The 24,405-nt window shown below is 61.1% G+C and carries 22 protein-coding genes; 4 read left to right on the forward strand and 18 right to left on the reverse strand.

Annotation, left to right across the window (positions count from 1 at the left end):
• Window positions 1-4: 4 nt before the first annotated feature.
• Both ACEN8Z_RS24455 and rluC read right to left on the reverse strand, forming a co-directional pair.
• A complete protein-coding gene (locus tag ACEN8Z_RS24455; protein WP_495595941.1) occupies window positions 5-667 on the reverse strand; it encodes an HAD-IA family hydrolase in 663 nt (220 codons plus the stop codon).
• A complete protein-coding gene (rluC, locus tag ACEN8Z_RS24460) occupies window positions 654-1,616 on the reverse strand; it encodes a 23S rRNA pseudouridine(955/2504/2580) synthase RluC (RefSeq protein ID WP_095963753.1) in 963 nt (320 codons plus the stop codon). The genes ACEN8Z_RS24455 and rluC overlap by 14 nt, the downstream gene beginning before the upstream one ends.
• A gap of 701 nt (window positions 1,617-2,317) precedes the next feature.
• Between rluC and rne the strand changes: the two genes are divergently transcribed.
• Window positions 2,318-5,539: a ribonuclease E gene (rne, locus tag ACEN8Z_RS24465; protein ID WP_495595942.1), complete on the forward strand. Its 3,222-nt coding sequence runs from the start codon at window positions 2,318-2,320 to the stop codon at window positions 5,537-5,539.
• Between the two features lie 172 nt (window positions 5,540-5,711).
• On the opposite strand, the gene ACEN8Z_RS24470 is transcribed toward rne, so the two are convergent.
• The 12 genes from ACEN8Z_RS24470 to ACEN8Z_RS24525 form a co-directional block, all read right to left on the reverse strand.
• Window positions 5,712-6,308: a nucleotidyltransferase family protein gene (locus ACEN8Z_RS24470; RefSeq protein ID WP_495595943.1), complete on the reverse strand. Its 597-nt coding sequence runs from the start codon at window positions 6,306-6,308 to the stop codon at window positions 5,712-5,714.
• Window positions 6,305-7,288 (reverse strand): XdhC family protein, encoded by a 984-nt coding sequence (locus ACEN8Z_RS24475; protein ID WP_495595944.1) that lies wholly within the window; start codon window positions 7,286-7,288, stop codon window positions 6,305-6,307. The genes ACEN8Z_RS24470 and ACEN8Z_RS24475 overlap by 4 nt, the downstream gene beginning before the upstream one ends.
• Window positions 7,288-9,609 (reverse strand): xanthine dehydrogenase family protein molybdopterin-binding subunit, encoded by a 2,322-nt coding sequence (locus ACEN8Z_RS24480; protein WP_495595945.1) that lies wholly within the window; start codon window positions 9,607-9,609, stop codon window positions 7,288-7,290. Before ACEN8Z_RS24480 ends, ACEN8Z_RS24475 begins: the two co-directional genes overlap by 1 nt.
• Window positions 9,606-10,076: a (2Fe-2S)-binding protein gene (locus tag ACEN8Z_RS24485; protein ID WP_495595946.1), complete on the reverse strand. Its 471-nt coding sequence runs from the start codon at window positions 10,074-10,076 to the stop codon at window positions 9,606-9,608. Before ACEN8Z_RS24485 ends, ACEN8Z_RS24480 begins: the two co-directional genes overlap by 4 nt.
• Window positions 10,077-10,316: 240 nt before the next feature.
• A complete protein-coding gene (murB, locus tag ACEN8Z_RS24490) occupies window positions 10,317-11,336 on the reverse strand; it encodes a UDP-N-acetylmuramate dehydrogenase (RefSeq protein ID WP_495595947.1) in 1,020 nt (339 codons plus the stop codon).
• Window positions 11,333-11,797, reverse strand: coding sequence for a low molecular weight protein-tyrosine-phosphatase (locus ACEN8Z_RS24495; RefSeq protein WP_495595948.1), 465 nt, complete (start codon window positions 11,795-11,797; stop codon window positions 11,333-11,335). Before ACEN8Z_RS24495 ends, murB begins: the two co-directional genes overlap by 4 nt.
• Window positions 11,797-12,561 (reverse strand): 3-deoxy-manno-octulosonate cytidylyltransferase, encoded by a 765-nt coding sequence (gene kdsB, locus ACEN8Z_RS24500; protein ID WP_007995874.1) that lies wholly within the window; start codon window positions 12,559-12,561, stop codon window positions 11,797-11,799. The genes ACEN8Z_RS24495 and kdsB overlap by 1 nt, the downstream gene beginning before the upstream one ends.
• The gene (locus tag ACEN8Z_RS24505) at window positions 12,558-12,743 is read right to left on the reverse strand and encodes a Trm112 family protein (RefSeq protein ID WP_003179363.1); all 186 of its coding nucleotides are present in this window, start codon (window positions 12,741-12,743) and stop codon (window positions 12,558-12,560) included. Before ACEN8Z_RS24505 ends, kdsB begins: the two co-directional genes overlap by 4 nt.
• Before the next feature lie 24 nt (window positions 12,744-12,767).
• Window positions 12,768-13,778, reverse strand: coding sequence for a tetraacyldisaccharide 4'-kinase (lpxK, locus tag ACEN8Z_RS24510; protein ID WP_495595949.1), 1,011 nt, complete (start codon window positions 13,776-13,778; stop codon window positions 12,768-12,770).
• Window positions 13,778-14,206 (reverse strand): ExbD/TolR family protein, encoded by a 429-nt coding sequence (locus tag ACEN8Z_RS24515; RefSeq protein WP_116263332.1) that lies wholly within the window; start codon window positions 14,204-14,206, stop codon window positions 13,778-13,780. The genes lpxK and ACEN8Z_RS24515 overlap by 1 nt, the downstream gene beginning before the upstream one ends.
• Window positions 14,203-14,838, reverse strand: coding sequence for a MotA/TolQ/ExbB proton channel family protein (locus tag ACEN8Z_RS24520; protein WP_033052763.1), 636 nt, complete (start codon window positions 14,836-14,838; stop codon window positions 14,203-14,205). Before ACEN8Z_RS24520 ends, ACEN8Z_RS24515 begins: the two co-directional genes overlap by 4 nt.
• Before the next feature lie 98 nt (window positions 14,839-14,936).
• Window positions 14,937-17,171, reverse strand: coding sequence for a DNA internalization-related competence protein ComEC/Rec2 (locus ACEN8Z_RS24525; RefSeq protein WP_495595950.1), 2,235 nt, complete (start codon window positions 17,169-17,171; stop codon window positions 14,937-14,939).
• 135 nt (window positions 17,172-17,306) lie between these two features.
• Here ACEN8Z_RS24525 and ACEN8Z_RS24530 point away from each other — a divergent pair, with 135 nt between their 5' ends.
• Entirely contained in the window at window positions 17,307-17,825 is a 519-nt protein-coding gene (locus tag ACEN8Z_RS24530; RefSeq protein WP_007996643.1) for a DUF2062 domain-containing protein, read from the forward strand.
• A 180-nt stretch (window positions 17,826-18,005) separates the two neighbouring features.
• On the opposite strand, the gene ACEN8Z_RS24535 is transcribed toward ACEN8Z_RS24530, so the two are convergent.
• From ACEN8Z_RS24535 to ACEN8Z_RS24550, 4 genes are all read right to left on the reverse strand, one after another.
• Window positions 18,006-18,785 (reverse strand): ABC transporter permease, encoded by a 780-nt coding sequence (locus ACEN8Z_RS24535; protein WP_007996641.1) that lies wholly within the window; start codon window positions 18,783-18,785, stop codon window positions 18,006-18,008.
• Complete coding sequence (locus ACEN8Z_RS24540; RefSeq protein WP_007996639.1) at window positions 18,782-19,714, reverse strand: ABC transporter ATP-binding protein; 933 nt, start codon at window positions 19,712-19,714, stop codon at window positions 18,782-18,784. The genes ACEN8Z_RS24535 and ACEN8Z_RS24540 overlap by 4 nt, the downstream gene beginning before the upstream one ends.
• Before the next feature lie 133 nt (window positions 19,715-19,847).
• Entirely contained in the window at window positions 19,848-20,471 is a 624-nt protein-coding gene (locus ACEN8Z_RS24545) for a glutathione S-transferase family protein (RefSeq protein ID WP_495595951.1), read from the reverse strand.
• Window positions 20,472-20,514: 43 nt separating this feature from the next.
• Window positions 20,515-21,174 carry a transglutaminase-like domain-containing protein gene (locus ACEN8Z_RS24550; protein WP_495595952.1) on the reverse strand — a complete coding sequence of 220 codons (660 nt, stop codon included), beginning with the start codon at window positions 21,172-21,174 and terminating at the stop codon, window positions 20,515-20,517.
• 249 nt (window positions 21,175-21,423) lie between these two features.
• Between ACEN8Z_RS24550 and ACEN8Z_RS24555 the strand changes: the two genes are divergently transcribed.
• Window positions 21,424-23,871: an acyl-CoA dehydrogenase gene (locus tag ACEN8Z_RS24555; RefSeq protein WP_495595953.1), complete on the forward strand. Its 2,448-nt coding sequence runs from the start codon at window positions 21,424-21,426 to the stop codon at window positions 23,869-23,871.
• Window positions 23,872-23,945: 74 nt separating this feature from the next.
• Window positions 23,946-24,353, forward strand: a complete 408-nt coding sequence (locus ACEN8Z_RS24560; protein WP_150705363.1) for a PA2817 family protein — start codon at window positions 23,946-23,948, stop codon at window positions 24,351-24,353.
• Window positions 24,354-24,405: the final 52 nt, after the last annotated feature.

Below are 24,405 nucleotides of genomic sequence, written 5' to 3' on the forward strand. Positions count from 1 at the left end.
CCGGTTAGGCCTGCTGACTCAGCCAGGCATGCAATTCTGAAAAACGGTCGATGGCCAGTCGCGGCTCATACAACCTCAACGCATCGATCGATTGAGCACCATAACTGACGGCTATCGAGCCCATGCCGGCATTGCGCGCCATCTGCAAATCAAAGGACGAATCACCGACCATCAGCGCCTGTTCCGGGCGAACCTCGCAATGGGCGAGAATTTGCTCGAGCATCAACGGATGGGGCTTGCTGGCGGTCTCGTCAGCGGCGCGGGTGATATCGAAGTAATTCTCCCAGCCATGGGACTTCAACACCCGATCCAGCCCGCGACGGGCCTTGCCGGTCGCCACAGCCAGATGATAACCCTCGGCACGAAATGTCTCGAGCGACTCGACCACGCCCTCGAACAGCGGCGAAGGCACAGCCTCCGACGCAATGTAATGTTCGGCATAGTGCTCACGGAACGCGATCAACTCGGCATCACCGATCTCGGGGTACAGGGTGCGGATCGCCTCCGGCAAGCCCAGACCGATGATGCCCTTGACGGCAAAATCGTCGCACTGCTCAAAACCGGAGCGCCGGGAGGCAACATGCATCGCCTCGACAATCCGGCCAATGGAATCGGCCAGCGTGCCGTCCCAATCGAAGATCAGCAGCTTGTAATCAGATGGGCGCACTCAATCGCTCCACGGTTTTGGCCCACATTTCGTCAACCGGCGCTTGCAGTTTCAGTTCACCACCATCTGGAAGCGGCACGGTCAGCATGTAGGCATGCAGGAACAGGCGCTTGCCGCCCAGATCGCGGATTTCCTTGCTGAAACCCTCCTCGCCATACTTGGTGTCGCCAGCGATGCAATGCCCGGCGTGCAAGGTATGGACGCGGATCTGGTGAGTCCGACCGGTAATCGGCTTGGCTTCGATCAGGGTGGCAAAGTCGCCGAAGCGGCGCAGGACCTTGAACACGGTCACGGATTCCTTCCCCTCCTCCTCGTCGACCTCGACCATGCGCTCGCCGGAGCGCAGATTGCTCTTGCCCAGCGACGCACGAACTTGCTTGATCGAGCTCGCCCAGTTACCGCGGACCAGCGCCATGTAGCGTTTGTCGACGCCATCACCGCGCAATGCGGTGTGCAAGTGGCGCAACATGCTGCGCTTCTTCGCGATCATCAACAGGCCGGACGTATCACGGTCGAGACGGTGAACCAGTTCGAGCTCTTTGCAATCGGGGCGCAACTGACGAAAGGCTTCGATCACCCCGAAAGTCAGGCCGCTACCGCCGTGCACCGCAATGCCCGCAGGCTTGTTGATCACGATCAGCGCCTTGTCTTCGAAGACAATCGACGCCTCGAGCCGCTGCAACAGCCCTTGCGCCAGCGGCACCGGTTCGTCGCGCTCGGGTACGCGAACCGGCGGCACGCGCACGATATCGCCCGCCTGCAGCTTGTACTCGGGCTTGATCCGACCTTTGTTCACGCGCACTTCGCCCTTGCGCAAAATGCGGTAAATCAAGGTCTTGGGCACGCCTTTGAGTCGGGCGAGAAGGAAATTATCAATACGTTGGCCGGCATATTCCGGCGAGACCTCAAGCAGTTGTACGCCTGGAGTCGGGGGGGTAGTCGTCGTCATGCTGCGGATGATAACAATTTTTTATGGAATTGAAGCACTTAATCATTGCTGCTATAGTCGCGAACGTCGCCAAAAGCGGCCTGGACAGCGGACCAACGGTCAAAAACCGGCCCTGACCAACGCAATTCACCAGGACGCGAGGCCGTCCTACGGGGCTTTCGCTACGTAACGGTGGAGTTTGCAGGTGTAACGAGCGCAGGTGACATGAGGCCTGAATCACGCCACAAAGCAGAGTTTTCACTCGTTTTGCGAGCCATATTCACGGCCAGTTCACAAAGTGCAGTCAGTTGCGAATGACCCCGAGCGAAGGCATCGGAAACAACGCCTAAATTAGCCATGATGCGTGACCTCCCCTTTCGGAGCTCACGGTAAATGCCAACCCGCTGCGGATTCTGCGCGCGGCAGCACCCGAATTATCAGGGATACGTGTAGGGTGGAGATGCACAACCGCCGGACTGTGTAGCAACAGGCTTTCTCAAGACGCTTCATCTCGTCCACAGCCGCTGGTTGATTCCTCCTCCTGACTGAGTGCTTAAGTAGCCACAGCAAGCAGGACGCGTACGTCGCGATGAAGGCCCACATTGGCCGGACTTCGCTGGACACGGGAAATGGCCAACCACTCCCGACGCACCTGACACCGACCGTGAGAAGTCGTGTGTGCCGAACGCCGTTTCCGGCAGCCCGGAAACCGACGGTACTACATGAAAAGAATGCTGATTAACGCAACTCAACCCGAAGAGTTGCGTGTTGCACTGGTAGATGGCCAGCGCCTCTACGACCTGGACATCGAATCCGGTGCACGCGAGCAGAAGAAGGCCAACATCTATAAAGGCCGGATTACTCGCATCGAACCAAGCCTCGAGGCTGCCTTTGTCGATTTCGGCTCTGAGCGCCACGGCTTCCTGCCCCTCAAAGAAATCTCCCGCGAATACTTCAAGAAAGCCCCGGAAGGTCGCGTCAACATCAAGGACGTCCTGAGCGAAGGCCAGGAAGTCATCGTTCAGGTCGAAAAAGAAGAACGTGGCAACAAGGGCGCCGCCCTGACCACCTTCATCAGCCTGGCCGGTCGTTACCTGGTTCTGATGCCGAACAACCCGCGTGCCGGCGGTATCTCCCGTCGCATCGAAGGCGAAGAGCGCAACGAACTGCGTGAAGCCCTGAACGGCCTGGTTGCCCCGGCCGACATGGGTCTGATCGTGCGCACTGCCGGCCTGGGCCGCAGCAGCGAAGAAATGCAGTGGGACCTCGACTACCTGCTGCAACTATGGACCGCCATCAAGGAAGCCTCGCTGGATCGCGCCGCGCCATTCCTGATCTACCAGGAAAGCAACGTGATCATCCGCGCGATCCGCGACTACCTGCGCCAGGACATCGGCGAAGTGCTGATCGACAGCGTTGAAGCCCAGGACGAAGCCCTGACCTTCATCCGCCAGGTGATGCCGCAGTACGCCAGCAAGATCAAGCTGTACGAAGACAGCGTTCCGCTGTTCAACCGCTTCCAGATCGAAAGCCAGATCGAAACCGCATTCCAGCGCGTCGTCGAACTGCCTTCCGGCGGTTCCATCGTGATCGATCCGACCGAAGCCCTGGTGTCCATCGACATCAACTCGGCGCGCGCCACCAAAGGCAGCGACATCGAAGAAACCGCGCTGCAAACCAACCTTGAAGCCGCCGAAGAAATCGCCCGTCAGTTGCGCCTGCGCGACATCGGCGGCCTGATCGTCATCGACTTCATCGACATGACCCCTGCCAAGAACCAGCGCGCCGTGGAAGAGAAAGTCCGCGAATGCCTGGAAGCCGACCGCGCCCGCGTGCAAGTCGGTCGCATCTCGCGCTTCGGCCTGCTGGAAATGTCCCGTCAGCGCCTGCGTCCATCCCTGGGCGAAAGCAGCGGCATCGTCTGCCCGCGTTGCAACGGCACCGGCATCATCCGTGACGTTGAATCGCTGTCCCTGGCGATCCTGCGCCTGATCGAAGAAGAAGCCCTGAAAGACCGCACCGCCGAAGTTCGTGCACAAGTGCCGATCCCGGTGGCTGCATTCCTGCTCAATGAAAAACGCAACTCGATCACCAAGATCGAACTGCGCACCCGCGCCCGCATCGTCATCCTGCCGAACGATCACCTCGAGACGCCGCACTTCGAAGTGCAGCGCCTGCGTGATGACAGCCCGGAAGCGGCCACCAACCAGTCCAGCTACGAAATCGCCGCTGCCGCTGCTGAAGTGGAAGAAGTCCAGCCTGCCGCTGCGACCCGCACCCTGGTTCGCCAGGAAGCAGCGGTCAAGACGGCGCCGGCCCGCGCCAACGCTCCGGTTCCGACCGAAGTTGCCGCGCCAGCCCCGGCTCCGGCTGCCGTGCCAGAGCCAAGCCTGTTCAAAGGTCTGGTGAAGTCGCTGGTGAGCCTGTTCGCCACCAAGGAAGAGCCTGTCGCTCCGGTTGTGGTTGAAAAGCCTGCCGCCGAGCGTCCGGCCCGCAACGAAGAGCGTCGCAACGGGCGCCAGCAAAGCCGCAACCGTAACGTTCGCCGCGATGAAGAGCGCAAGCCTCGCGAGGAGCGTGCACCGCGTGAAGAACGTGCACCACGTGAGCCACGTGAAGAGCGTCAGCCTCGCGAAGTCCGTGAGCCACGTGAATCCCGTGAAGAGACTCCGGCAGTAGCCCGCGAAGAACGCGCACCACGCGCTCCTCGTGAAGAACGTGCACCGCGTGCACCGCGTGAAGATCGCAAGCCACGTGGCGAGCGCGAAGAGCGCGTTCGTGAACTGCGCGAGCCTCTGGATGCCGCTCCGGCCGCTGCTGCTACCGCTGAAGAGCGTCCAGCTCGCCAGCCACGTGAAGAACGCGCTCCACGCCCACCGCGTGAAGAGCGCCAGCCACGTGCCGAGCAAGCCGCCGCTGCAGCCGAAGAAGAACTGACCACCAGCGAAGAGCAACTGCAGGAAGACGGCCAGGAAAGCGCCGAGGGTGATCGTCCTCGTCGCCGCTCCCGTGGCCAGCGTCGTCGCAGCAACCGTCGCGAGCGTCAGCGTGACGCCAACGGCAACGTGATCGAAGGTTCGGATGAGTCCGAGTCCGGCGAAAACGCCGAAGCACCGAGCGTTGCCGATCTGGCCGCCGGCCTGGCTGTTACCGCAGCCGTCGCCAGCAGCGTGATCAGCGCTCCAGCCGAAGCACAGGCCAACGAGCAAGCCGAACGCGCCACTGCCGCGACCCTGGAAACTGCTCCGGTTGAAGCGCCAGTCGTTGAAGCGACCACGCCGATTGAAGTCACTGCGGCGCCGGAAATCGAAGTAGCGCCAGCGCCTGAGGCAAAACCTGCCGTTGAAGCGGCTGCCGAGCCGGCTCCAGAGGTTGAAGCACCTGCCGTGGTTGCAGAAGCGGTTGTCGAAACCGTGACTGAAACCGTTCGCGAAGTACGTGAAGAGCAAACGGCGTTCAACTGGGTGGCCGAGCCAGCCGTTGCTGAAACAGCTGCGCCAGCCGCTGAAGCCGTGGTTTCCGAGCCGGTGGTTGCCGCTGCAGAACCGGCTCCAGCGCCGGTGGTTGAAGCGCCAGTCGTTGAAGCACCGGTAGTTGCCGAAGCACCTGCACCGGTAGTCGAGGCCGCTCCTGTCAGCGCCCTGACGCCAAGTGGCCGTGCGCCTAACGACCCACGCGAAGTGCGTCGTCGCAAGCGTGAAGCCGAGCGTCTGCAGAAGGAAGCTGAACTGGCTGCCGCTGCTGCTCCGGCTGAAGCGGTTGTCGCTGCCGAGCCTGCACCGGTTGCTGCTGAAGTGGTTGAGGCAGCGCCTGCTCTGGCCGCTGAAGTGGCTGCCGAGCCGGCTGAGTCGGTGATCCACGAAGCACCGCGCTCCGTTCAGGAAGCGGTAGAGCAACACGAGCAAGCCCAGGAAAAAGAGCACGAGCCTAAACCTCTCGTCTGATTCCATCGGCCACTAAAAAGCCCCGCCTGGTGATCCAGGCGGGGCTTTTTTTATATCCGGAATTCACACCAGTCCCCTGTGGGAGCGAGCTTGCTCGCGATGGCGGAATGACATTCAACATTGGTGCTAGCTGATCCACCGCTATCGCGAGCAAGCTCGCTCCCACAAGGATCTAGGCTGGCCTGAAGGTTAGTGCCTCAGGCAAATCCACATCCCACAACACGCCGGGATCATCCAAGGTCACTTCAACCACCCGCCCTTGGGCAAACAGCGATTTGGCGCCACGATCCCCCGATAGCGCCATCAACCCCGCAGCGAAGTCCCGCCCGAAGCCGACCGGATGCCCGTACTCACCGTCCTGCGCGGGTACACTGATACTGTCATCGCTGATACCCGCCACCACTTGCTCGATACTGGAAGGCAGGATGAACGGCATATCCCCCAGCACCATCAGCCAACCATCGAGTTGCTTGCAGGCAGCGACTCCAGCGGCAATGCTGTCCCCCATTCCCGTCGACTCGATCAGTACAATCTCGCAACCATAGGCCTGAGCCATGCGAATCACTTGCGGGCGGTCAGCAGTGGTGACCAGTACGCGCTTGTCCAGCGCCGCTGGCAGGTTGACCAATGTGTGCTCGATGACGGATCGCACTGCACCGTCACGCCCGGTGCAATCGGCCACTAACTTGTCCTTTTCGGCGCCCGCCACCTGACGAAACCGGCTGCCCTGCCCCGCCGCCAACACGATGACGCCGATGGACTCGCTCATATGCTCTCCTGCAGGATTTTCTTCTGTTTCAGTTCGACGCCATTTTTGACCGCCACGATTTCCGCCATCAGCGACAAGGCAATTTCCGCTGGATTATGACTGCCGATGTGCAAACCGATCGGACCATGCAAGCGGTCAATCGCCGACTTCGACAACCCCAGTTGAGCCAGGTTTTCCCGGCGCTTCTGGCTGTTGATCCGCGACCCCAGCGCCCCGACGTAAAAAGCCCTGGAGTCCAGGGCCGTGAGCAGCGCCATGTCGTCCAGACGCGGATCATGGGTCAAGGCCACGATGGCCGTACGTTCATCGGTCTGGATATTCAATACCGCCTCATCCGGCATACCTGAAACGAATCGTCCGTGTTGCTCTTCCCAGCCGTAGACGAACTCGGTACGCGGATCGCAAATCAATACCTCGAAATCCAGCAGCCGGGCCATTTCCGCCACATAGCGCGACAGCTGCCCCGCGCCGATCAGCAGCAAGCGCCAGCGCGGGCCATAGATCGCACGCAAGGTCTGTCCGTCGAACGTCAACACGTCAGCTTTATTGGCCGGCTGCAAAAGCACTTCGCCGGTGGCCAGGTTCAGTTCACGCGCAACGATTTCATGGGCCTCGCAACGAACGAGCAACTGCTCGACCCAATCCCCATCATCGATGCGTTCTTCGGTCAAGCGCAAGGTGCCGCCGCAGGGCAGGCCGAAACGTGCGGCTTCCTCGCGGGTCACGCCGTAGGTGATCAGTTGCACCGGTGGCCCATCAAGCGCAAGGCGGCCATCGTGCAGCCGGGCGATCAAGTCATCTTCGACACACCCGCCGGAAACCGAACCAATCACCATGCCGTCTTCACGCAAGGCCAGCATGGCGCCGGGTGCCCGGGGCGCAGTGCCCCAGGTTTCGACCACGCTGTACAACACCACTCGTTGACCGGCGCGATGCCATTGCAACACGCTGCGCAGGACGTTCAGATCGGCGCTGTCCATCAGGCTTCAGCCTTCTGCCAGCCCGACAGTTGATAACGAACCGGCAGGCTGCGGATGCGTTTGCCGGTGGCGGCGAAGATCGCGTTGCACAACGCCGGCGCAATCGGTGGCACGCCCGGTTCACCCACACCGCCCAACGGGACGTCGCCCGGCGGCGTCACCAGATGCACGGCCACTTCTTTCGGCGCCAGGGACATGCGCGCCACTTCGTACATGTGGAAGTTATCCTGCTGGACCTTGCCGTCCTTGAAGCTGATTTCCCCGAGCACCGCATTACCCAGGCCCATGACGCAGGCACCTTCGAATTGCGCGCGAATCCGCTCGGGATTGATCTGCGGCCCGCAATCGACGGCAATGTCGGCCTTGTGTACCACCAGCGTACCGTCGTCTTTGACCTCCACCTCGATCACCGCCGCCACATACGTCACGAAGCTGTAATGCACCGCTAGGCCAAGACCGCGCCCCTTGGGCAACTCACGCCCCCAACCGGCGGCTTTGGCGGCAGTCTCCAGCACCGTGCGCAAGCGCGCGGTGTCGATTGGATAACGCTCGGGGGATTCGCCGTAGTTCCACTCTTCACTCAAGGTGCGTGGATCGATCTGACGGTCCGGTCCGAGCAATCTGATCTGGTACTTCAGCGGATCTTCCCCGGCCTTGTGCGCCAGCTCATCGACAAAACTCTGGATCGCGAAGCCATGGGGAATGTTCGACACCGAGCGATACCAACCCACCCGGGTATGCACCGTTGCCTCGGGGTTTTCCAGGCGAATGTTGGGGATCGCATACGCCATGTTGGTGAATCCCATGCCCAGTTCGAACGCCGCCTCATGGTTCATGCCCGGCGCAAACAACGCAGTGATGCTCGGCGCCACCGTACGGTGCAACCAGCCGGACGGCAGGCCATCCTTGTTCAGGCTGGCCTTGAGGTATTCGGCCGACACGGTGTGGAAATAGGAACAATGGATGTCGTCTTCGCGGGTCCATTGCACCCGCACCGCTTTACCGGGAAATTCCTTGGCGAGGATGGCGGCTTCGATGATGAAGTCAGGCTTGGACTTGCGCCCGAACCCGCCACCCAGCAGGGTCACGTTGAAGGTGACGTTGTCGAACGGCAGGCCCAGGCGCTCACCGATCCGTTCCCGGGTGACCTGCGGCGCCTGGCTTGGCCCCCAGGCTTCGCACGCACCGTCCTTGAACCGCGCAATGGCGACCATCGGCTCCATTGGCGACTGTGACAGATGCGGCAAGTAGTAGGAGGCTTCCAGCGTGCTGTCGGCGTTGGCCATGGCCTTTTCGATGTTGCCGGTATTGCGCACCACCTTGCCGGGCTTGAGCGAGGCCGCTTCAAGCTCCTTGCGATAGGTGATCGAGTCGTAGCGGGCGTTGGGGCCGTCGTCCCACTCGATTTTCAGCGCCTCGCGCCCCTTGATCGCCGCCCAGGTATTACTCGCCACCACGGCGATGCCCCCCAGGGGTTGAAACTCCGAGGGCAACGGACGGCTTTCGATCTGCAGCACCTTGATCACACCGGGGACTTTCATCGCCGCACTGTCATCGAAGCTTTTGACTTTGCCGCCATACACTGTCGGCCGCGCAATGGTCGCATAGAGCATGCCGTCGAAATGCACGTCGGCGCCGTACACCGCACGACCGTTGACGATATCTTCACCGTCGATGGCCTTGGTGCCTTCCTTGCCGATGTAACGGAATTGCGCGGGTTGCTTGAGCTTCAGGCTGTCGCGGGCCGGAACCGGCAAGGCGCTTGCGGCGGAGGCCAGGGCGCCATATCCGAGCTCGCGGCCAGAAGGCTCATGGACGACCTTGTGCAGTAGCGCATGGCATTCGCCGACCGGCACTTTCCATTGTGCGGCGGCAGCCTGTTCGAGCATGGTCCGCGCGGCGGCACCGCATCGACGCATCGGCTCGTACCAGTGACGCATGCTGCGCGAGCCGTCAGTGTCCTGGTTGCCGAAGCGCACTTCATCGCCTGGGGCCTGCTGCACCTTGACCATCGCCCAGTCGGCTTCCATTTCATCGGCCACCACCATGGTCAAACTGGTGCGCACCCCCTGGCCCATCTCTGAACGATTGCAAATCACCGTCACTGTGCCATCGGCGGCGATGCTCACATAGACCTTGGGATCATCAACCCAGCCGTGGGGCATGCCGTCGGCGCCGAACTTCTTGTCTTTTTCTTCGGCAAAAGCGTCCTGCCAGCCCCAGCTCGCGGCGATCACCAGCGCCCCGGTCGCCCCCACGCCCTTGAGAAAACCACGGCGACTGAGGTTGCTCAGGGCGAAATCATTCGGTAACCGGCTCATACCTTGGCCTCCTTCAGGTGAGTGGAGGCCTGGCGGATGGCAGTCTTGATGCGGTTATAGGTGCCGCAGCGGCAGATGTTGCCGACCATCGCCTCTTCGATCTGCTCGTCGCTCGGGTTCGGGTTGGTCTTGAGCAGCGCCGTCGCCGACATGATTTGCCCGCCCTGGCAGAAACCGCATTGGGCGACCGCCGTGTCGAGCCAGGCTTGCTGCACGACTTTGCCGATCGGATCGGTGTGCAGGTTGTCGATGGTGCTGACGTTCTGTCCGACGACTGAACCGATGGGCGTGATGCAACTACGTGCCGGAGCCCCTTCGATATGGATGGTGCAAGCCCCGCACAGGCCCAGGCCGCAGCCGAATTTGGTGCCGTTATAACCGGCCACGTCGCGGATCGCCCAGAGCAGCGGCATGTCCTCGGTGACGTCGAGTTGATGGTCTTGACCATTGAGTTTCAGGGTAATCATGGGCACGCCCGCATAGTTCTCGCGTTATGGGGTCGAGCAATCTGCCGCTGGATCTCGGTGGGTCGCACGCAGATCGACTCAGGCTAATAGGCTCTCTTATGCGGACACAGACGTCTGCACCGGGCCTTTGGTGGAGCAAGAGAGTGCATCGTTAGCTGACTAAGTTAACCGAGCATTAACAAAAAAGCCCTGCACAATAAACATCGTGCAGGGCTTTTTGATCCGTCCTGAAAGCTTAGCTCAATACCTGTTCGGTTCCATTTCCAGGTCGACATGGAAACGCTCGAAAATGTCTTTCTGGATGCGCTGCGCCAGGTTCAGCAGTTGCAGGCCCGTCGCGCCGCCATAGTTGACCAGCACCAGCGCCTGCAATTTATGCACGCCAGCATCAGCCTCACGGAAACCTTTCCACCCTGCCCGCTCGATCAGCCAACCGGCAGCCAGTTTCATCTGACCATCCGGCTGCGCATAGGCCACCAGGTCCGGGTATTCGCCCTTGAGCCGTGCAGCCAGCGCCGCCGACACCAAAGGGTTCTTGAAGAAGCTGCCGGCATTGCCGAGTACGGCCGGGTCCGGAAGCTTTTCATTGCGGATGCTGCAAATGGCCTGGCTGACATCACTGGCGGTCGGATGGTCGATGCCTTGTTCGGTCAGGCGCTGACGTACCGGTCCGTATTCGAGGTGCAAGTGCGCGGCACGGTCGAGAGCGAAACGCACACGCAGGATCACCCAACGCCCCGGTTCCTGCTTGAACAGGCTGTCGCGGTAAGCGAAGTTGCACTCTTGCAGCGTGAAGTCGCGCAGTTCGCCGGTCTGGCGATCGAGGGCGGTCAGGCCGGCGAACACGTCCTTGATCTCGACGCCATAAGCGCCGATGTTCTGCATCGGTGCCGCACCGACCGTGCCGGGAATCAGACTGAGGTTTTCCAGGCCGGACAGTCCCACGGACAGTGTATGTTGCACAAAGGGATGCCAGGGCTCACCCGCCTCGGCTTCAATCACCACCTGGCTACCGTCATCGCTCAGCACGCGAATCCCGCGAGTGGCCATGCGCAGCACCAGCGAATCGATGTCCGCCGTCAGCAGAAGGTTGCTGCCACCGCCGATCACCAGCACCGGCACTTTGTGTTCCAGCCCATAGGCCAGGGCTTCACGCACATCGGCGTCACTATGGGCCTCGGCAAACAGCCGGGCCTGGACATCCACGCCAAAGCTGTTGAACGGCTTGAGCGAAACCTGTGATTGAACCTGCAAACTCATAACCGTCCCTTCAATTCGATCACCAGCAAATCGCTGGCGCGCTCGATCAGGTCCAGCACCTGCTCGAAGCCTTGTTCGCCGTCGTAGTACGGGTCCGGCACTTCATCGATTTGCGACTGGTAACGACGCAGGAACAGGTCCAGCTCGGCCTTGCCCTTGGTGGGCTGCAAGGCCTTGAGGTTGCGCAGGTTGCTGTTGTCCATCGCCAGGATCAGGTCGTAGGTGGCGAAATCGGCGCGGGTGACTTGCTGGGCACGCTGGGCGGACAAGTCATAACCGCGCAACTTCGCCGCGGCCTGACTGCGCTTGTCCGGCGCCTTGCCGACATGCCAGTCACCGGTGCCGGCGGAAGCGACTTCGACCTGATCGGCCAGCCCCGCTTCACGCAACTTGTGCCGCAGCACGCCTTCGGCCGTGGGAGAGCGGCAGATGTTGCCCAGGCAGACAAACAGGACCCGCATCACGCCTCCAGCAGGCGACGAACGCGCTCAAGGTCTTCAACGGTATCGACGCCGGCTGGCGGCGCGATCAGTGCGTCGGCGACATGGATCCGCACGCCGTGCCACAGGGCTCGCAGCTGTTCCAGGCACTCGGTGTTTTCCAGCCAGCATGGACCCCAGCTGACGAAATCCTGCAGGAAACCGGCGCGGTAGGCATAGATGCCGATATGGCGGCGATACGGCACACCTTCGGGCAACTGCTCACGGTTCACGGCGAACGCATCCCGCGCCCAGGGCAAGGTGGAGCGACTGAACGTCAGCGCCAGGCCATTGAGGTCGCTGACGACCTTGACCACGTTGGGATTGAACAGGGTATCCGCGTCTTCGATCGGCTCGGCCAGGGTGGCCATGCGCGCTTCGGCGTGGGCCGCCAGGTTGGCGGCGACCTGATCGATCACGCTCGGCGGGATCAGCGGCTCGTCACCCTGGACGTTGACCACGATGGCGTCGGGCGCCAGGCCCAGCTTCATCGCGACTTCGGCCAGGCGATCGGTACCGGAGTTGTGATCTTCACGGGTCAGCACCACTTCGGCACCAAAGCCGTTGCAGGCCTCGATGATGCGTGCGTCGTCGGTGGCAACCACCACCCGCTCGGCGCTGCTTTTGCTTGCCTGTTCCCAGACGTGCTGGATCATCGGCTTGCCGGCGATCAGCAGCAGCGGCTTGCCCGGCAGGCGGGTGGAGGCGTAACGCGATGGAATGACGACGGTAAAGGCTGTGGTCATTTATCCAGGCGCTCGTCGGTGGTCAGGGTGCGCGCTTCGGATTCGAGCATCACCGGGATGCCGTCGCGAATCGGGTAGGCCAGGCCTGCACCCTTGCTGATCAGCTCGGTCTTGTCGGCGCTGAGTTTGAGCGGGCCTTTGCAGACCGGGCAAGCGAGGATATCGAGCAATTTGGTGTCCATGAGCATTCCCTGGAAAAAACGGAGTTAAGGCAACAAACGATCCGGCAGCAGGCGCATCAGCTGGGTGTCGAACCAGGCCACGAAGGCCGGCGACGGCACAGCATCGACCGCCAGGTACCACCAATCGGCGGCGGCAAAGGCACGGCATTTCACCGCGTCCTTTTCCGTCATCACCAACGGCAACGACGGTGTGAAATTCAAAGCCTCCACGCTGTATTCGGCGTGGTCGGCAAACGCATGTGGAACCGGCTGCCAGTGTAGCGTTTCGAGGGTCTTGAAGAAACGTTGCGGATTGCCGATGCCGGCCACCGCGTGCAGGGCCTGGCCGCTGGGGAAATGGTCGAGGGGACGCCGTTCGCCGCTGCGCAGATTGATCAGCGCGGTGGGTTGCAATTGAAAGGCAAAACCATCCTCGCGGTCAGCCGCGGCACCGTTGTAGAGGACCGCGTCGACGCTTTGCAGGCGCTCGACCGGTTCGCGCAACGGCCCGGCGGGCAGGCAACGGCGATTGCCCAGGCCGCGGGCGGCGTCGATCAACACCAGCTCCAGGTCGCGGGCCAGGCGGTAGTGCTGCATGCCGTCGTCGGACAGGATCAGGTCCAGCGGTTCACTGGCCAGCAACGCTTTGACGGCGTTGCTGCGATTGGGGTCGATCATCAACGGCACGCCCGTGCGCTGGACGATCAGCAACGGCTCGTCACCGGCGAAATCGGCGCTCTGATCAGCCTCGACCCGCCACGGCAACTGCGGCGGCTTGGCGCCGTAGCCGCGGCTGACCACACCGACCCGCAGGCCGCTGCGCTGACAATGCTGGATCATCCACAGAATCAGCGGCGTCTTGCCGGTACCGCCAACGGTGATGTTTCCAACGACGATCAACGGCACCGACGGCTGATAGATCTCGCCCTCACCCGCCAGAAAGCGCTTGCGCTTGTTCATGACCACGCGCCGGTACAGCCATTCCAGTGGCTGTAACAGCTTCAGGGCCGGATGACCGTCATACCACGCGGCGAGCAATCGGTTGGACATGGCCATCAGGGCGCGGGGGGCGCCGCCTCGATGGTGGTCATGCGCAAGTGGCTGAAACCGAGTTTGCCGGCGGCGTCCATCGCAGTGATGACCGACTGATGCCGGGATTTGCCGTCGGCGCTGATGGACAACGGCAGATTGGTATCACCATTGGATTCTTTCTGCAGCGCTTCCATCAACGTGGCCAGGTCGCTTTTCGGCAATACATGGTTGTTCACCGAGAACACACCGTCGGCACTGATGGCGATATCGAGCTGCCGGGTCTGGTCGTCGGCAGATGCGCCACTGACCGCTTCCGGCAGCTCAACGCGCAACTGGGTTTCACGGGTAAAGGTGGTGGTCACCACGAAAAACAGCAGCAGGACAAACACCACGTCGATCAGCGACACGAGGTTGATGTCCACGTTCTCCCGTTGCTTGCGGCGGAATTTCACGCTTTGCCCTCGGCCAGATCAACGTCACGGTCGCCCTGCACCACTTCAACCAGCTTGATGGCTTCCTGCTCCATGCCCACGACGAGCTCATCAATGCGCCGTTGCAGAAACCGGTGGAAGAACACCGACGGGATACCGACGATCAGGCCCGAAGCCGTGGTAATCAAGGCTTTGGAAATACCGCCGGCCAGCACTGCGGCGTTGGTCGTCATGCCCGTGCCCATGAACGAACTGAAGATCTCGATCATGCCCAACACGGTACCCAGCAGACCCAGCAACGGCGCCATGGCGGCGATGGTGCCCAGCGCGTTGATGTAGCGCTCCAGCTCGTGGATCACCCGGGCAGCGGCCTCTTCGATGCACTCTTTCATGATCTCGCGACCATGCCTGGAGTTGGCCAGGCCGGCCGCCAGGATCTCGCCCAAAGGCGAATTGGCACGCAGTTCCTTGAGTTTTTCTTTATTGAGCTGTTTGTCCTTGATCCAGACCCAGACCTGCCCGAGCAAGTGCTCCGGGGTCACGCGGCTGGCGCGCAGGGTCCAGAGACGCTCGGCGACGATCGCCATGGCCGCGATGGAACTCAGAATGATCGGCAGCATCATCCAGCCGCCGGATTTGACCAATTCCCACACAGTGACAGTCCCCTCGAAAAAGTGCGCCACTCTAACATAGGGGGTGGACGCACCGAAGACCGTGATGTCGCATCCGGTCGGGCTTTGATAACACTCGGTTATTGCTTCAAGGGCGGCGGATCGCGCCAGAAACGCCGTTCCTGACGCATTGACCACGGCGGCTCGAAGCGCCCCAGTTGCAGACGAATGGCACCGTGTTCGGCGCTGTCGTAGATCGCCATTCCACGTTTTTGATAACGCGCGATGACCGTGGGATGCGGATGGCCAAACGAGTTGCCCTGCCCGCGGGAGATCAGCGCACCCTTAGGTTGCAGGACATTCAACAGGGCCATGGACGACGAACTGCGACTGCCGTGGTGAGGCGCCTGCAGCCAATCGGTGGGCAGGGCCAACGGACCGTCCAGCAGGGCTCTCTCGGCGGCGGCATCGATGTCGCCACTCAACAGCAACCGTTCGCCATTGGCCTCGATCAGCAAGACACAGGAGTTCTGATTGCTGTCGCCGGCCAGTGGCCAATGCCAAAGCTGGAAGTCGACTTCATCCCAGGTCCATTGCCGACCGCTCTCACAACGCTCTGCCTGCAACTCCACAGGCAAGTCTGACGGCTCACCACTGACCACCTGTTTCACCGGCAAGCCCCTGGCAATCGCCGGGGCACCGCCGGCATGATCAGCATGGGCGTGGCTGATCAGCATCAGGTCGAGCCCCTTCACCCCCAGTTTGCGCAATGCCGGCAGCACCACCCGTTCCCCCTGGTCGAGCTCACCGAAACGCGGTCCGGCGTCATACAGCAACGTGTGATGCCGAGTGCGCACCAGAATCGCCAGACCCTGACCGACATCCAGTTGCCAGACTTCGGCCATGCCTTCCTGCAACATCGGCCTGGGCGAAAAAACCAGCATCAACAGCATGGGCCACCCTAACGGGCGCATCGGTACGCCCCGCGGCAGCAAGAGCAAAAAAGTGCCAATGACACCGATTAGCCAGGCCCATAGCGGGACTGCCGCGGGCACCCACGCGGGAACCTGACCGGAGATGAGCCCCAATCCCCTGAACCACCCGTCGATCAAGCCCCCAGCCAGCCAAAGCAGTTTCTCCCCCACATAAGGCACCGGCAGCAACAGCGTCCCGAGCAACGCCGGCGGCAGGACCACCAGACTGATCCAGGGCACCGCGAACAAATTGGCCAGCGGCCCGCTGAGACTGATTGGCAACCCCAGTGCCAGCAACAACGGGCACAGTCCGATTGCAATCAGCCATTGGGCACGGGTCCAGGTCTGCCACCAACGCCACGGCCCCAACCGGCCGCCAAAGGTCAATATCAAGACGGCCACGGCCGCGAAAGACAGCCAGAAACCAGGCTGAAGACTCGCCAGCGGCTCCAGCAGCAAAATGCCGTTGAGTGCCAACAACAGTGGCCACCATGCTCCGAGATGACGGAACCGTAGACGCCACAACAACACCATTCCAATCATCAGGCAGGCCCGTCGCACCGGCACCCCGAAACCGGCCAGCATCCCGTAACCGAGCGCAGCGGCGAATGCCAGGCCACACGCCCAGGGCAACCATGGCAGACGGTTCGGCCATAGCCCAAAGCGGGCCAGGCCGGCAATCAGCAGATACACGACGCCCGCCAGCAATCCGATGTGCTGCCCGGAAATCACCAACAGATGCACCGTGCCGGTGTCCTGCAATACCTGCCAGTCTTCGCGACTCAGCCCGGCGCCGTCCCCGAGTACCAATGCCGTCAGCGCGCCGCTTCGCCCTTGGGCATCCACCGCCAGCAAACGCTGACGGATTGCATCACGCCAGGCCCATTGGGCTGGCGCAAGGCGTTCGCCGTCCTTGACCGTCCCGGTCGCCCCGATATGTTGTGCCAGCAACCAGGCCTGGTAGTCGAAGGCCTGCGGATTGAGGAGCCCGACCGGGCGCTTCAACTTGACGGCCAGGCGCCAGCGCTCGCCACTGTTCACCGGCGGCCCGCCATACCAGGCCAGACGCATTTGCCGCGGCAGCCGGGTACGTCGGGACTGGATATCGGTCAATTCGAAACGCACGACACTGTCGTCATGCCTGGGCAAACCTGTGACCCGCCCTTCGACCCAGCGGGTTTCTCCGTCCAGGGCCGGCGGCAAGCGGTCATCCAGCGCCCACTGCGCATTCGCGCAGGCCCAACTCAAGCCAAACAGAAAAAACGCCGCCGGATAGGTCCTGAACGGCAGCAACATCAAACCCGCCACCGGCATCGCCAGCCACAACCAGACCGGCGGCAATGCCGGTAAAAAGCGCAAGGTCAGCAGACCCAACGCCAGCGCCATCATCCCTGTGCGCATAAGCCCGTCCTTGAGAGTACCCTTCAAGGCTTAGCCCGCCCGTCGCATGGGCGTCGTCAATAATTGTCACAAAGTCTGAATGGGCAGCTCATAGAATCCAGACATACTTGCCGCCTTGACCGACCGAGAAGCCTTATGCCCCGGCGCTTATTCAAACGTTACATGCCAGACCCGATGAGCATCAGGGAACACAAGTCCTTACGCTTTCTCGGCACGCTGCTGCATGACCCGAACCTGTGGCACCTCAACCGCCACTCCGTTGCCCGCGCCATGGCGGTGGGTCTGTTCGCCGCGTTCCTGCCGATCCCGCTGCAGATGCTGCTGGCGGCAATTCTCGCCATCATCGTGCGCGGCAACATGCCGATTGCCGTGAGCCTGGTCTGGCTGACCAACCCGATCACCATGCCCGCCGTATTCTTCTGCACCTACCAGGCCGGCGCCTGGCTGATGGACGTTCCCGCCCGACAGTTGCCGGACTCGCTGACCTGGGAATGGATCAGGGGAGAAATCTCGACCTTGTGGCAACCGTTTCTGTTGGGCTCGGTCGTGACGGGGCTGGCACTCGGTGCGCTGTCCTACTTCATGGTAATGGCGTATTGGCGCTGGTGGGTGGCCAGACAATGGAAGCGGCGCAAGAAGAGCCGGATGAGATAAATGCAAAACGGCCTCCATTTGGAGGCCGATTTTTTATGCAGGGTCTGGACTGACGCCATCGCGGGCAAGCCCGCTCCCACAAGGATCTGCTGAGTGACATGAATCGCATTCACACCAGAAACCTGTGGGAGCGGGCTTGCTCCGGGCGGCGTTCCGACGATACAGACGACTCGGTCGTCCTCAGGTACGCATCCCGCGCCCGCTGACCAGCAACCGTGCACAACCGAGATACAGCACCACGGTCGCCACCAGCATGAAGGCGATCGCCACGCTGATGCGGATATCCGATACGCCGAGAATGCCGTAACGGAATGCGTTGACCATATGCAGCACCGGGTTGGCCAGGGACACGGTCTGCCAGAACGGCGGCAGCAAGGTGATCGAGTAGAAGACCCCGCCCAGGTAGGTCAGTGGCGTCAGCACGAAGGTCGGAATGATCGAGATGTCATCGAAATTGCGCGCAAACACCGCATTGATGAAACCCAGCAACGAGAAGATCGTCGCGGTCAGCACCACCACCAGAATGGTCACGCCCAGGTGATGCACTTGCAAATGGGTGAAGAACAGCGACAGCAGGGTCACGATGATCCCCACCATCAAACCGCGCAGCACGCCGCCCAGGGTGTAGCCGATCAGAATGGTGTGCGGCGACAACGGCGAGACCATCAGTTCTTCAATGGACCGCTGGAACTTGCTCCCGAAGAAACTCGACACCACGTTGCCGTAGGAGTTGGTGATCACCGACATCATGATCAGCCCCGGCACGATGTACTCCATGTAAGTGAAGCCACCCATGTCACCGATTTGCCGACCGATCAGATTACCGAAGATCACAAAGTACAGGACCATGGTGATGGCCGGCGGCAGCAAGGTCTGCGGCCAGATCCGGGTGAAACGCCGGACTTCACGGTAAACGATGGTGTTGAGGGCAACGAGGTTGGGGCGCAGCTCGGAACTCATACCGCCACCTTCGACAGATTTTTCTCCACCAGGGACACGAACAACTCCTCGAGGCGATTGGTTTTGTTACGCAGGCTCAACACTTCGATGTTCTGTTGCGCCAGCTGGGTGAACAGCGCGGTGATGCCCATGGACTTGTCCACCTGGACTTCCAGGGTGTGGCTGTCGATCAGCCGGGATGGGTAGCCGAGCAATTGAGGCGCGGCTGGCAGGACGCCCTTGAGGTCCAGCAGGAAGGTTTCGACATGCAGTTGGCTGAGCAACTGACGCATGCTGGTGTTCTCGACGATGGTGCCATGGTCGATGATGCCGATGTTACGGCACAACTGCTCAGCCTCTTCCAGATAGTGGGTGGTGAGGATGATGGTGATGCCTTTCTGGTTCAGCTCGGTGAGGAAGCTCCACATCGAGCGACGCAGCTCGATGTCCACCCCGGCAGTCGGTTCGTCGAGGATCAGCAGTCGCGGTTCATGAACCAGGGCGCGGGCGATCATCAGCCGACGCTTCATGCCGCCGGACAGCGAACGCGACGGCACGTCCTTCTTGTCCCACAGGCCCAGCTGGGTCAGGTACTGCTCGGCGCGTTCCTTGGCGATTTTCGCCGGGATGCCGTAGTAGCCGGCCTGGGTTACGACGATGTCGAAGGTCTTTTCGAACTGGTTGAAGTTGAATTCCTGAGGCACCACGCCAATGGAGCGTTTGAGCTGCGCAGGATTCCTGTCCAGGTCGTGACCGAAGATATTCACCGTGCCGCTGGTCTTGTTCACCAGGGTCGAGAGAATGCCGATGGTCGTGGATTTGCCGGCGCCGTTCGGGCCGAGCAAGGCGAAAAAGTCACCTTCGGCGACATCCAGATCGATACCATTCAGGGCCTGGAAACCGTTGCCGTAGGTTTTGGTTAGCTGCCGGATGGACAGAGCGGAACTCATATCTGATTTACGCACCAAGAAGGGAAGAAAGGGTCAGGTAAGGGCGGGCGGCGCGCATTGCAACCACGTCGCATGTGCGCAATGGTGCTTGTCGCCGCCACACAAGTACAGTCAAGTGTGTCGATAGTGAGTATTAAGTCAACGCAGTCATGACGGCTTTCCGGTACGCCGGACGCTGTTTCAATCGTGCGTACCAGGCCTGCAGATGCGGTTGTGGCGCACGCTCGATCGGCATCTCGAACCAGGCATAAATGAAACTGCCCAGGGGAATATCGCCCATGCCGATCTCGTCTCCGGACAGATAGGGCTTGCTCGCCAACGCCTGATCGGCCATCGCCAGCAGCGTGTCGCATTCCTTGATCGCCGCCTTGATGGCAGGCCAGTCCTGCTGGTCTGCCGGGGTACGCAGCACACCCCAGAACACGGTACGGAACGGGCCGGCAAAGCTTGAGGTGGTCCAGTCCATCCATTTGTCAGCGCTGGCGCGGGCTTGCAGATCCGCCGGATACCAGGCCGTGCCGTCGGCGTGACGGGCCATCAGGTAACGCACGATGGCGTTGGATTCCCACAACACAAAACCATCGTCATCCAGCACCGGCACCCGACCGTTGGGGTTCATCGCGCGGTACTCGGGTGTATCGACGACACCAAAGGCGCCACCGGCATCGATAGCCTCGTAGGCCAGGCCCAGTTCTTCGGCGGCCCACAATGGCTTTCTGACATTCGATGAGTTTTTCCGACCCCAGATCTTCAGCATGACCGCCTCTTTTTCGGTAAGTGGGCAGGCAGCATACGCCGGATCAGGCGCGTCTCAAATCGCTCTGCATGTCACCCGACAGCGGTTGCTGTTGCTCACCGAACAGGTGCGGATAGCATTTTTCCAGGTGTTCGAAAAAGAACGCTTCAGGTACGTCGGCGAACTGGCCGTGATCGACGAGGTACTCCATCAGCTTCGCGCCATCGCGGTTGAAGGGATGAAAAACGCTGTCGTTGATCCCGTCGAATTCCAGCGGCGCCACATTGAACAGGTCGCAGAGTTTGCGGTTGAACGCTGGTGTCGCCTTGACCCAGCGATCCTGCAAATAAAACTCGGTGTAGCCGTGCATGGCGAACATGTCGCTCTTGAGCAATTCAAGCAGCCGTGGCGTCGACAAATGATTGCGCACATCCGCCAGGCCGATCCGCGCGGGAATCGCGCAATGCCGCGCGGCACCGGCCAGCAACGTGGCCTTGGGCACGCAGTAACTCTCCCCGGCCGCCAATGCATAACTACCGCGCAGGGTCTGCGGATCGCGACTGAATGTGTACGGGTTGTAGCGCACCGCTTCGCGCACGGCGTAATAGAGATTGATCGCCTGTTCAAGCGGATCGCGACTGGCGCCGCGGTGTTTTTCAGCGAACTCCACCACGGACGGATGGTCACTATCGATGAAGCGGCCGGGGCTCAGATACTCGTGCATGAGAATAATCTCCTGGGGAAGCCCCGAGTCTAGCGAGAGCTTCAGCACAGAGATAACGACATTTCGGCCAAACATGGGCGCTTTGCCGCTCGCTCAATGAACGTTTTTTTCACGTTTGCGGCCCATCTGTCGCACGAAAATCATCCGGGGTTTCCCACGATTCCAATCACATCGCTCCAACCAGCCTGTTTCGCGGATGCGGTCTAAGCTCTGTGGGCTGGTTCGCCCTGGTTTCACGGAGGAATGATTATGCTGCTGTTGTGGATACTGGTTCTGCTGGTCGGAATTGCTTATTTGGCCCACCGCCGCATCGCCCCGCTGCCCGCCCTGACCATCGTGGCCGTCTATGTCGTGGCAATGGGCGCTTTCAGCCGTGCGCCGGGCTGGTTGTTGCTGGTTTACTGGGTATTGATCGCCGCCGTCGCCGCGCCCTTGCTGCTGCCCGACCTGCGCCGCAAATTGCTCAGCGCGCCGATGTTCAACTGGTTCCAGAAAACCCTGCCACCCATGTCACAAACCGAACGCGATGCCATCGACGCCGGCACGGTGTGGTGGGACGGCGAACTGTTCAGTGGCCGTCCGGACTGGAGCAAACTGCTGTCCTATCCCAAAGCGCAATTGAATGAAGAGGAACAGGCTTTCATCGACGGGCCGACCGAAACACTCTGCACCATGGTCAGTGAATGGCAGCTCGGTCAATCCATGGACCTGCCACCCGAAGCCTGGACATTCATCAAGGACAACGGATTTTTCGCCCTGATCATCCCCAAAGAGTTTGGCGGCAAGGGTTTCTCTGCCTATGCCCACTCGCAAGTGGCGATGAAACTGGCGAGCCACAGCGGCGACCTCGCAACTACCGTGATGGTCCCCAACTCCCTCGGCCCGGCCGAATTGCTGCTGCACTACGGCACCGACGAACAACGCAATCATTACCTGCCACGTCTGGCACGCGGCGACGACATCCCGTGCTTTGCCCTTACCGGCCCGCTGGCCGGCTCCGACGCCGGCGGCATGCCGGACTCCGGAGTGATCTGCCAAGGTGAATGGCAGGGTCAGGAAGTCCTCGGCCTGCGCCTGAACTGGGAAAAGCGTTACATCACCCTCGGCCCGGTGGCCACCCTCCTCGGCCTGGCCTTCAAGGCTTACGACCCTGATCACCTGCTGGGCGACAAGGAAGACCTGGGCATCAGCCTGGTGCTGATTCCGACCGACACCGCAGGCGTCGAGATCGGCCGCCGCCATCTGCCGTTGGGCGCCGCATTCATGAATGGCCCGAACTCAGGCAAGGACGTGTTCGTCCCGCTGGAATTCCTCATCGGCGGCCAGGAGATGCTCGGCAAAGGCTGGATGATGCTGATGAATTGCCTGTCGGTCGGGCGTTCGATTTCCCTGCCGGCGGTGGGCACCGGCATGGCCAAGTTCACCAGCCTGGTGACGGGCCAATACGCTCAGGTTCGCGAGCAGTTCAATGTGCCGATTGCCGCTTTCGAAGGCATTCAGGAAGCCATGGCGCGCATTGGCGGCAACACCTGGATGATGGACGCCGCCCGCATGCTGACCACCAATGCGGTCGACCTGGGCGAGAAACCGTCGGTACTGTCGGCGATTCTCAAGTACCACCTGACCGAGCGCGGCCGCGACTGCATCAACGATGCGATGGACGTGCACGGCGGCAAGGCGATCATCATGGGGCCGAACAATTACCTCGGCCGCAAATGGAACTGCGTGCCGATCTTCATCACCGTGGAAGGCGCAAACATTCTCTCGCGCAACCTGATGATCTTCGGCCAGGGCGCGATTCGCTGCCATCCCTTCGTACTCAAGGAAATGGCCCTCACCGGCCGTGAAGACAAGGATCAGGCGCTCAGAGAATTCGATGAGCTGCTGCTCAAGCACATCGGTTTTGCCGTGGGCAACGCCGCCAGTACGCTAGTGTTGAATCTTGGTTTCGGGCACCTGGAACACACCCCGGGCGACAAACTCAGCCAGGGTTACTTCCGCGCACTCAATCGTCAGGCCGCTGCTTTCGCCATGCTCGCCGACCTCAGCATGATGCTGCTGGGTGGTGAGTTGAAACGCCGGGAACGTCTGTCCGCACGGCTGGGTGACGTGCTGAGCAACCTTTACCTGGCCTCGGCCGCACTCAAGCGCTACCACGATCTCGACTCACCGCCGTACATGACGCCGCTGCTGGCCTGGGCCATGGAGGAAAGCCTGGGGCAGGCGGAACGGGCCATGGATGAACTGCTGAGCAACTTCCCGAACAAAGTCGTGGGCTGCCTGTTGCGGGTGATCGTGTTCCCGTTCGGTCGCCGGCACAAAGGGCCATCGGACAAACTCGGTGCCGAAGTCGCTGCGTTGATTGGCCGCGCCAAGGGCGACCCTGCTCTGGAGGAATTGCTCCAGGGTTGCTATCGCCCACAAGCGAGCGACGATCCGGTCGGGGCATTGCAACACGCCTGCAATCTGTTGAGCGCCGCACAGCCACTGCAGAAAAAGCTGCACGTGGCACTCAAGAGTGGCCAGGTCAAACCGCTGGCCGGTGAGTCGGTGATCGATGCCGCGCTCGAGGCTGGCGTGTTGCAGCCGGTGGAGGCCCAAACCCTGCGTGAAGCCGAAGCGGCCCGGCGCAAGGTGATCGATGTCGATGACTTTGACAAAAAGGCTTTGGCACTGGCCAAGGGAAAAGTCCGCTGATCCCTCCAGACATGTAAAAACGGGCGCGGGCGCTTTATACTTCCGCGCCCGTTTTGCTCTTGAGGACTTATCTCGTGTCCAACATCGTTGCCGATCATCTCGTTTTACTCGACCACCTGCGCAGTATCCTGGTCGCCGTAGGTGAGGCCGAGCAGGTTCCCGACGAAAGTCATGCCTTGTTCCTTGAGCGCTTCGACGAACTGCTTGCGTTACTGCCTGTCGACCCGATCGAAAGCCAGTACCTGGGCCAGGACATCCTGTGCCAGGTCATCACTCGCTATCCGCAAATCGCTCACCTGGTTCCGCGCGACCTGTTGTGGTATTTCGCCGGTGACTGCCTGCATTACATGCCCGATGATGAAATCGACCTGTATCAGGCACTGGAAGAACGCCGCTTCGAAGCCGAACAGAACGACGAACCTTTCGACTGGAACCAGGAAAAACAACTGCTGGCGATGTCAAACCAGGACAGCAAGCACTGATCCTCGACTGGTCATGCAAAAGGCCCGCATGGTTGAACATGCGGGCCTTTTT

Source organism: Pseudomonas sp. Pseusp10 (assembly GCF_059492225.1).

Bases quoted from the DNA above. Each gene is read 5' to 3' on its own strand.
- ACEN8Z_RS24480 (WP_495595945.1), bottom strand. From the start codon at position 9,609: ATGAGCCGGTTACCGAATGATTTCGCCCTGAGCAACCTCAGTCGCCGT.
- ACEN8Z_RS24540 (WP_007996639.1), bottom strand. From the start codon at position 19,714: ATGAGTTCCGCTCTGTCCATCCGGCAGCTAACCAAAACCTACGGCAAC.
- ACEN8Z_RS24530 (WP_007996643.1), top strand. From the start codon at position 17,307: ATGCCCCGGCGCTTATTCAAACGTTACATGCCAGACCCGATGAGCATC.
- ACEN8Z_RS24475 (WP_495595944.1), bottom strand. From the start codon at position 7,288: ATGGACAGCGCCGATCTGAACGTCCTGCGCAGCGTGTTGCAATGGCAT.
- ACEN8Z_RS24495 (WP_495595948.1), bottom strand. From the start codon at position 11,797: ATGCGGGTCCTGTTTGTCTGCCTGGGCAACATCTGCCGCTCTCCCACG.
- ACEN8Z_RS24470 (WP_495595943.1), bottom strand. From the start codon at position 6,308: ATGAGCGAGTCCATCGGCGTCATCGTGTTGGCGGCGGGGCAGGGCAGC.
- ACEN8Z_RS24555 (WP_495595953.1), top strand. From the start codon at position 21,424: ATGCTGCTGTTGTGGATACTGGTTCTGCTGGTCGGAATTGCTTATTTG.
- ACEN8Z_RS24485 (WP_495595946.1), bottom strand. From the start codon at position 10,076: ATGATTACCCTGAAACTCAATGGTCAAGACCATCAACTCGACGTCACC.
- rne (WP_495595942.1), top strand. From the start codon at position 2,318: ATGAAAAGAATGCTGATTAACGCAACTCAACCCGAAGAGTTGCGTGTT.
- ACEN8Z_RS24545 (WP_495595951.1), bottom strand. From the start codon at position 20,471: ATGCTGAAGATCTGGGGTCGGAAAAACTCATCGAATGTCAGAAAGCCA.
- rluC (WP_095963753.1), bottom strand. From the start codon at position 1,616: ATGACGACGACTACCCCCCCGACTCCAGGCGTACAACTGCTTGAGGTC.
- lpxK (WP_495595949.1), bottom strand. From the start codon at position 13,778: ATGGCCATGTCCAACCGATTGCTCGCCGCGTGGTATGACGGTCATCCG.
- ACEN8Z_RS24535 (WP_007996641.1), bottom strand. From the start codon at position 18,785: ATGAGTTCCGAGCTGCGCCCCAACCTCGTTGCCCTCAACACCATCGTT.
- ACEN8Z_RS24525 (WP_495595950.1), bottom strand. From the start codon at position 17,171: ATGCGCACAGGGATGATGGCGCTGGCGTTGGGTCTGCTGACCTTGCGC.
- ACEN8Z_RS24505 (WP_003179363.1), bottom strand. From the start codon at position 12,743: ATGGACACCAAATTGCTCGATATCCTCGCTTGCCCGGTCTGCAAAGGC.
- ACEN8Z_RS24550 (WP_495595952.1), bottom strand. From the start codon at position 21,174: ATGCACGAGTATCTGAGCCCCGGCCGCTTCATCGATAGTGACCATCCG.
- murB (WP_495595947.1), bottom strand. From the start codon at position 11,336: ATGAGTTTGCAGGTTCAATCACAGGTTTCGCTCAAGCCGTTCAACAGC.
- kdsB (WP_007995874.1), bottom strand. From the start codon at position 12,561: ATGACCACAGCCTTTACCGTCGTCATTCCATCGCGTTACGCCTCCACC.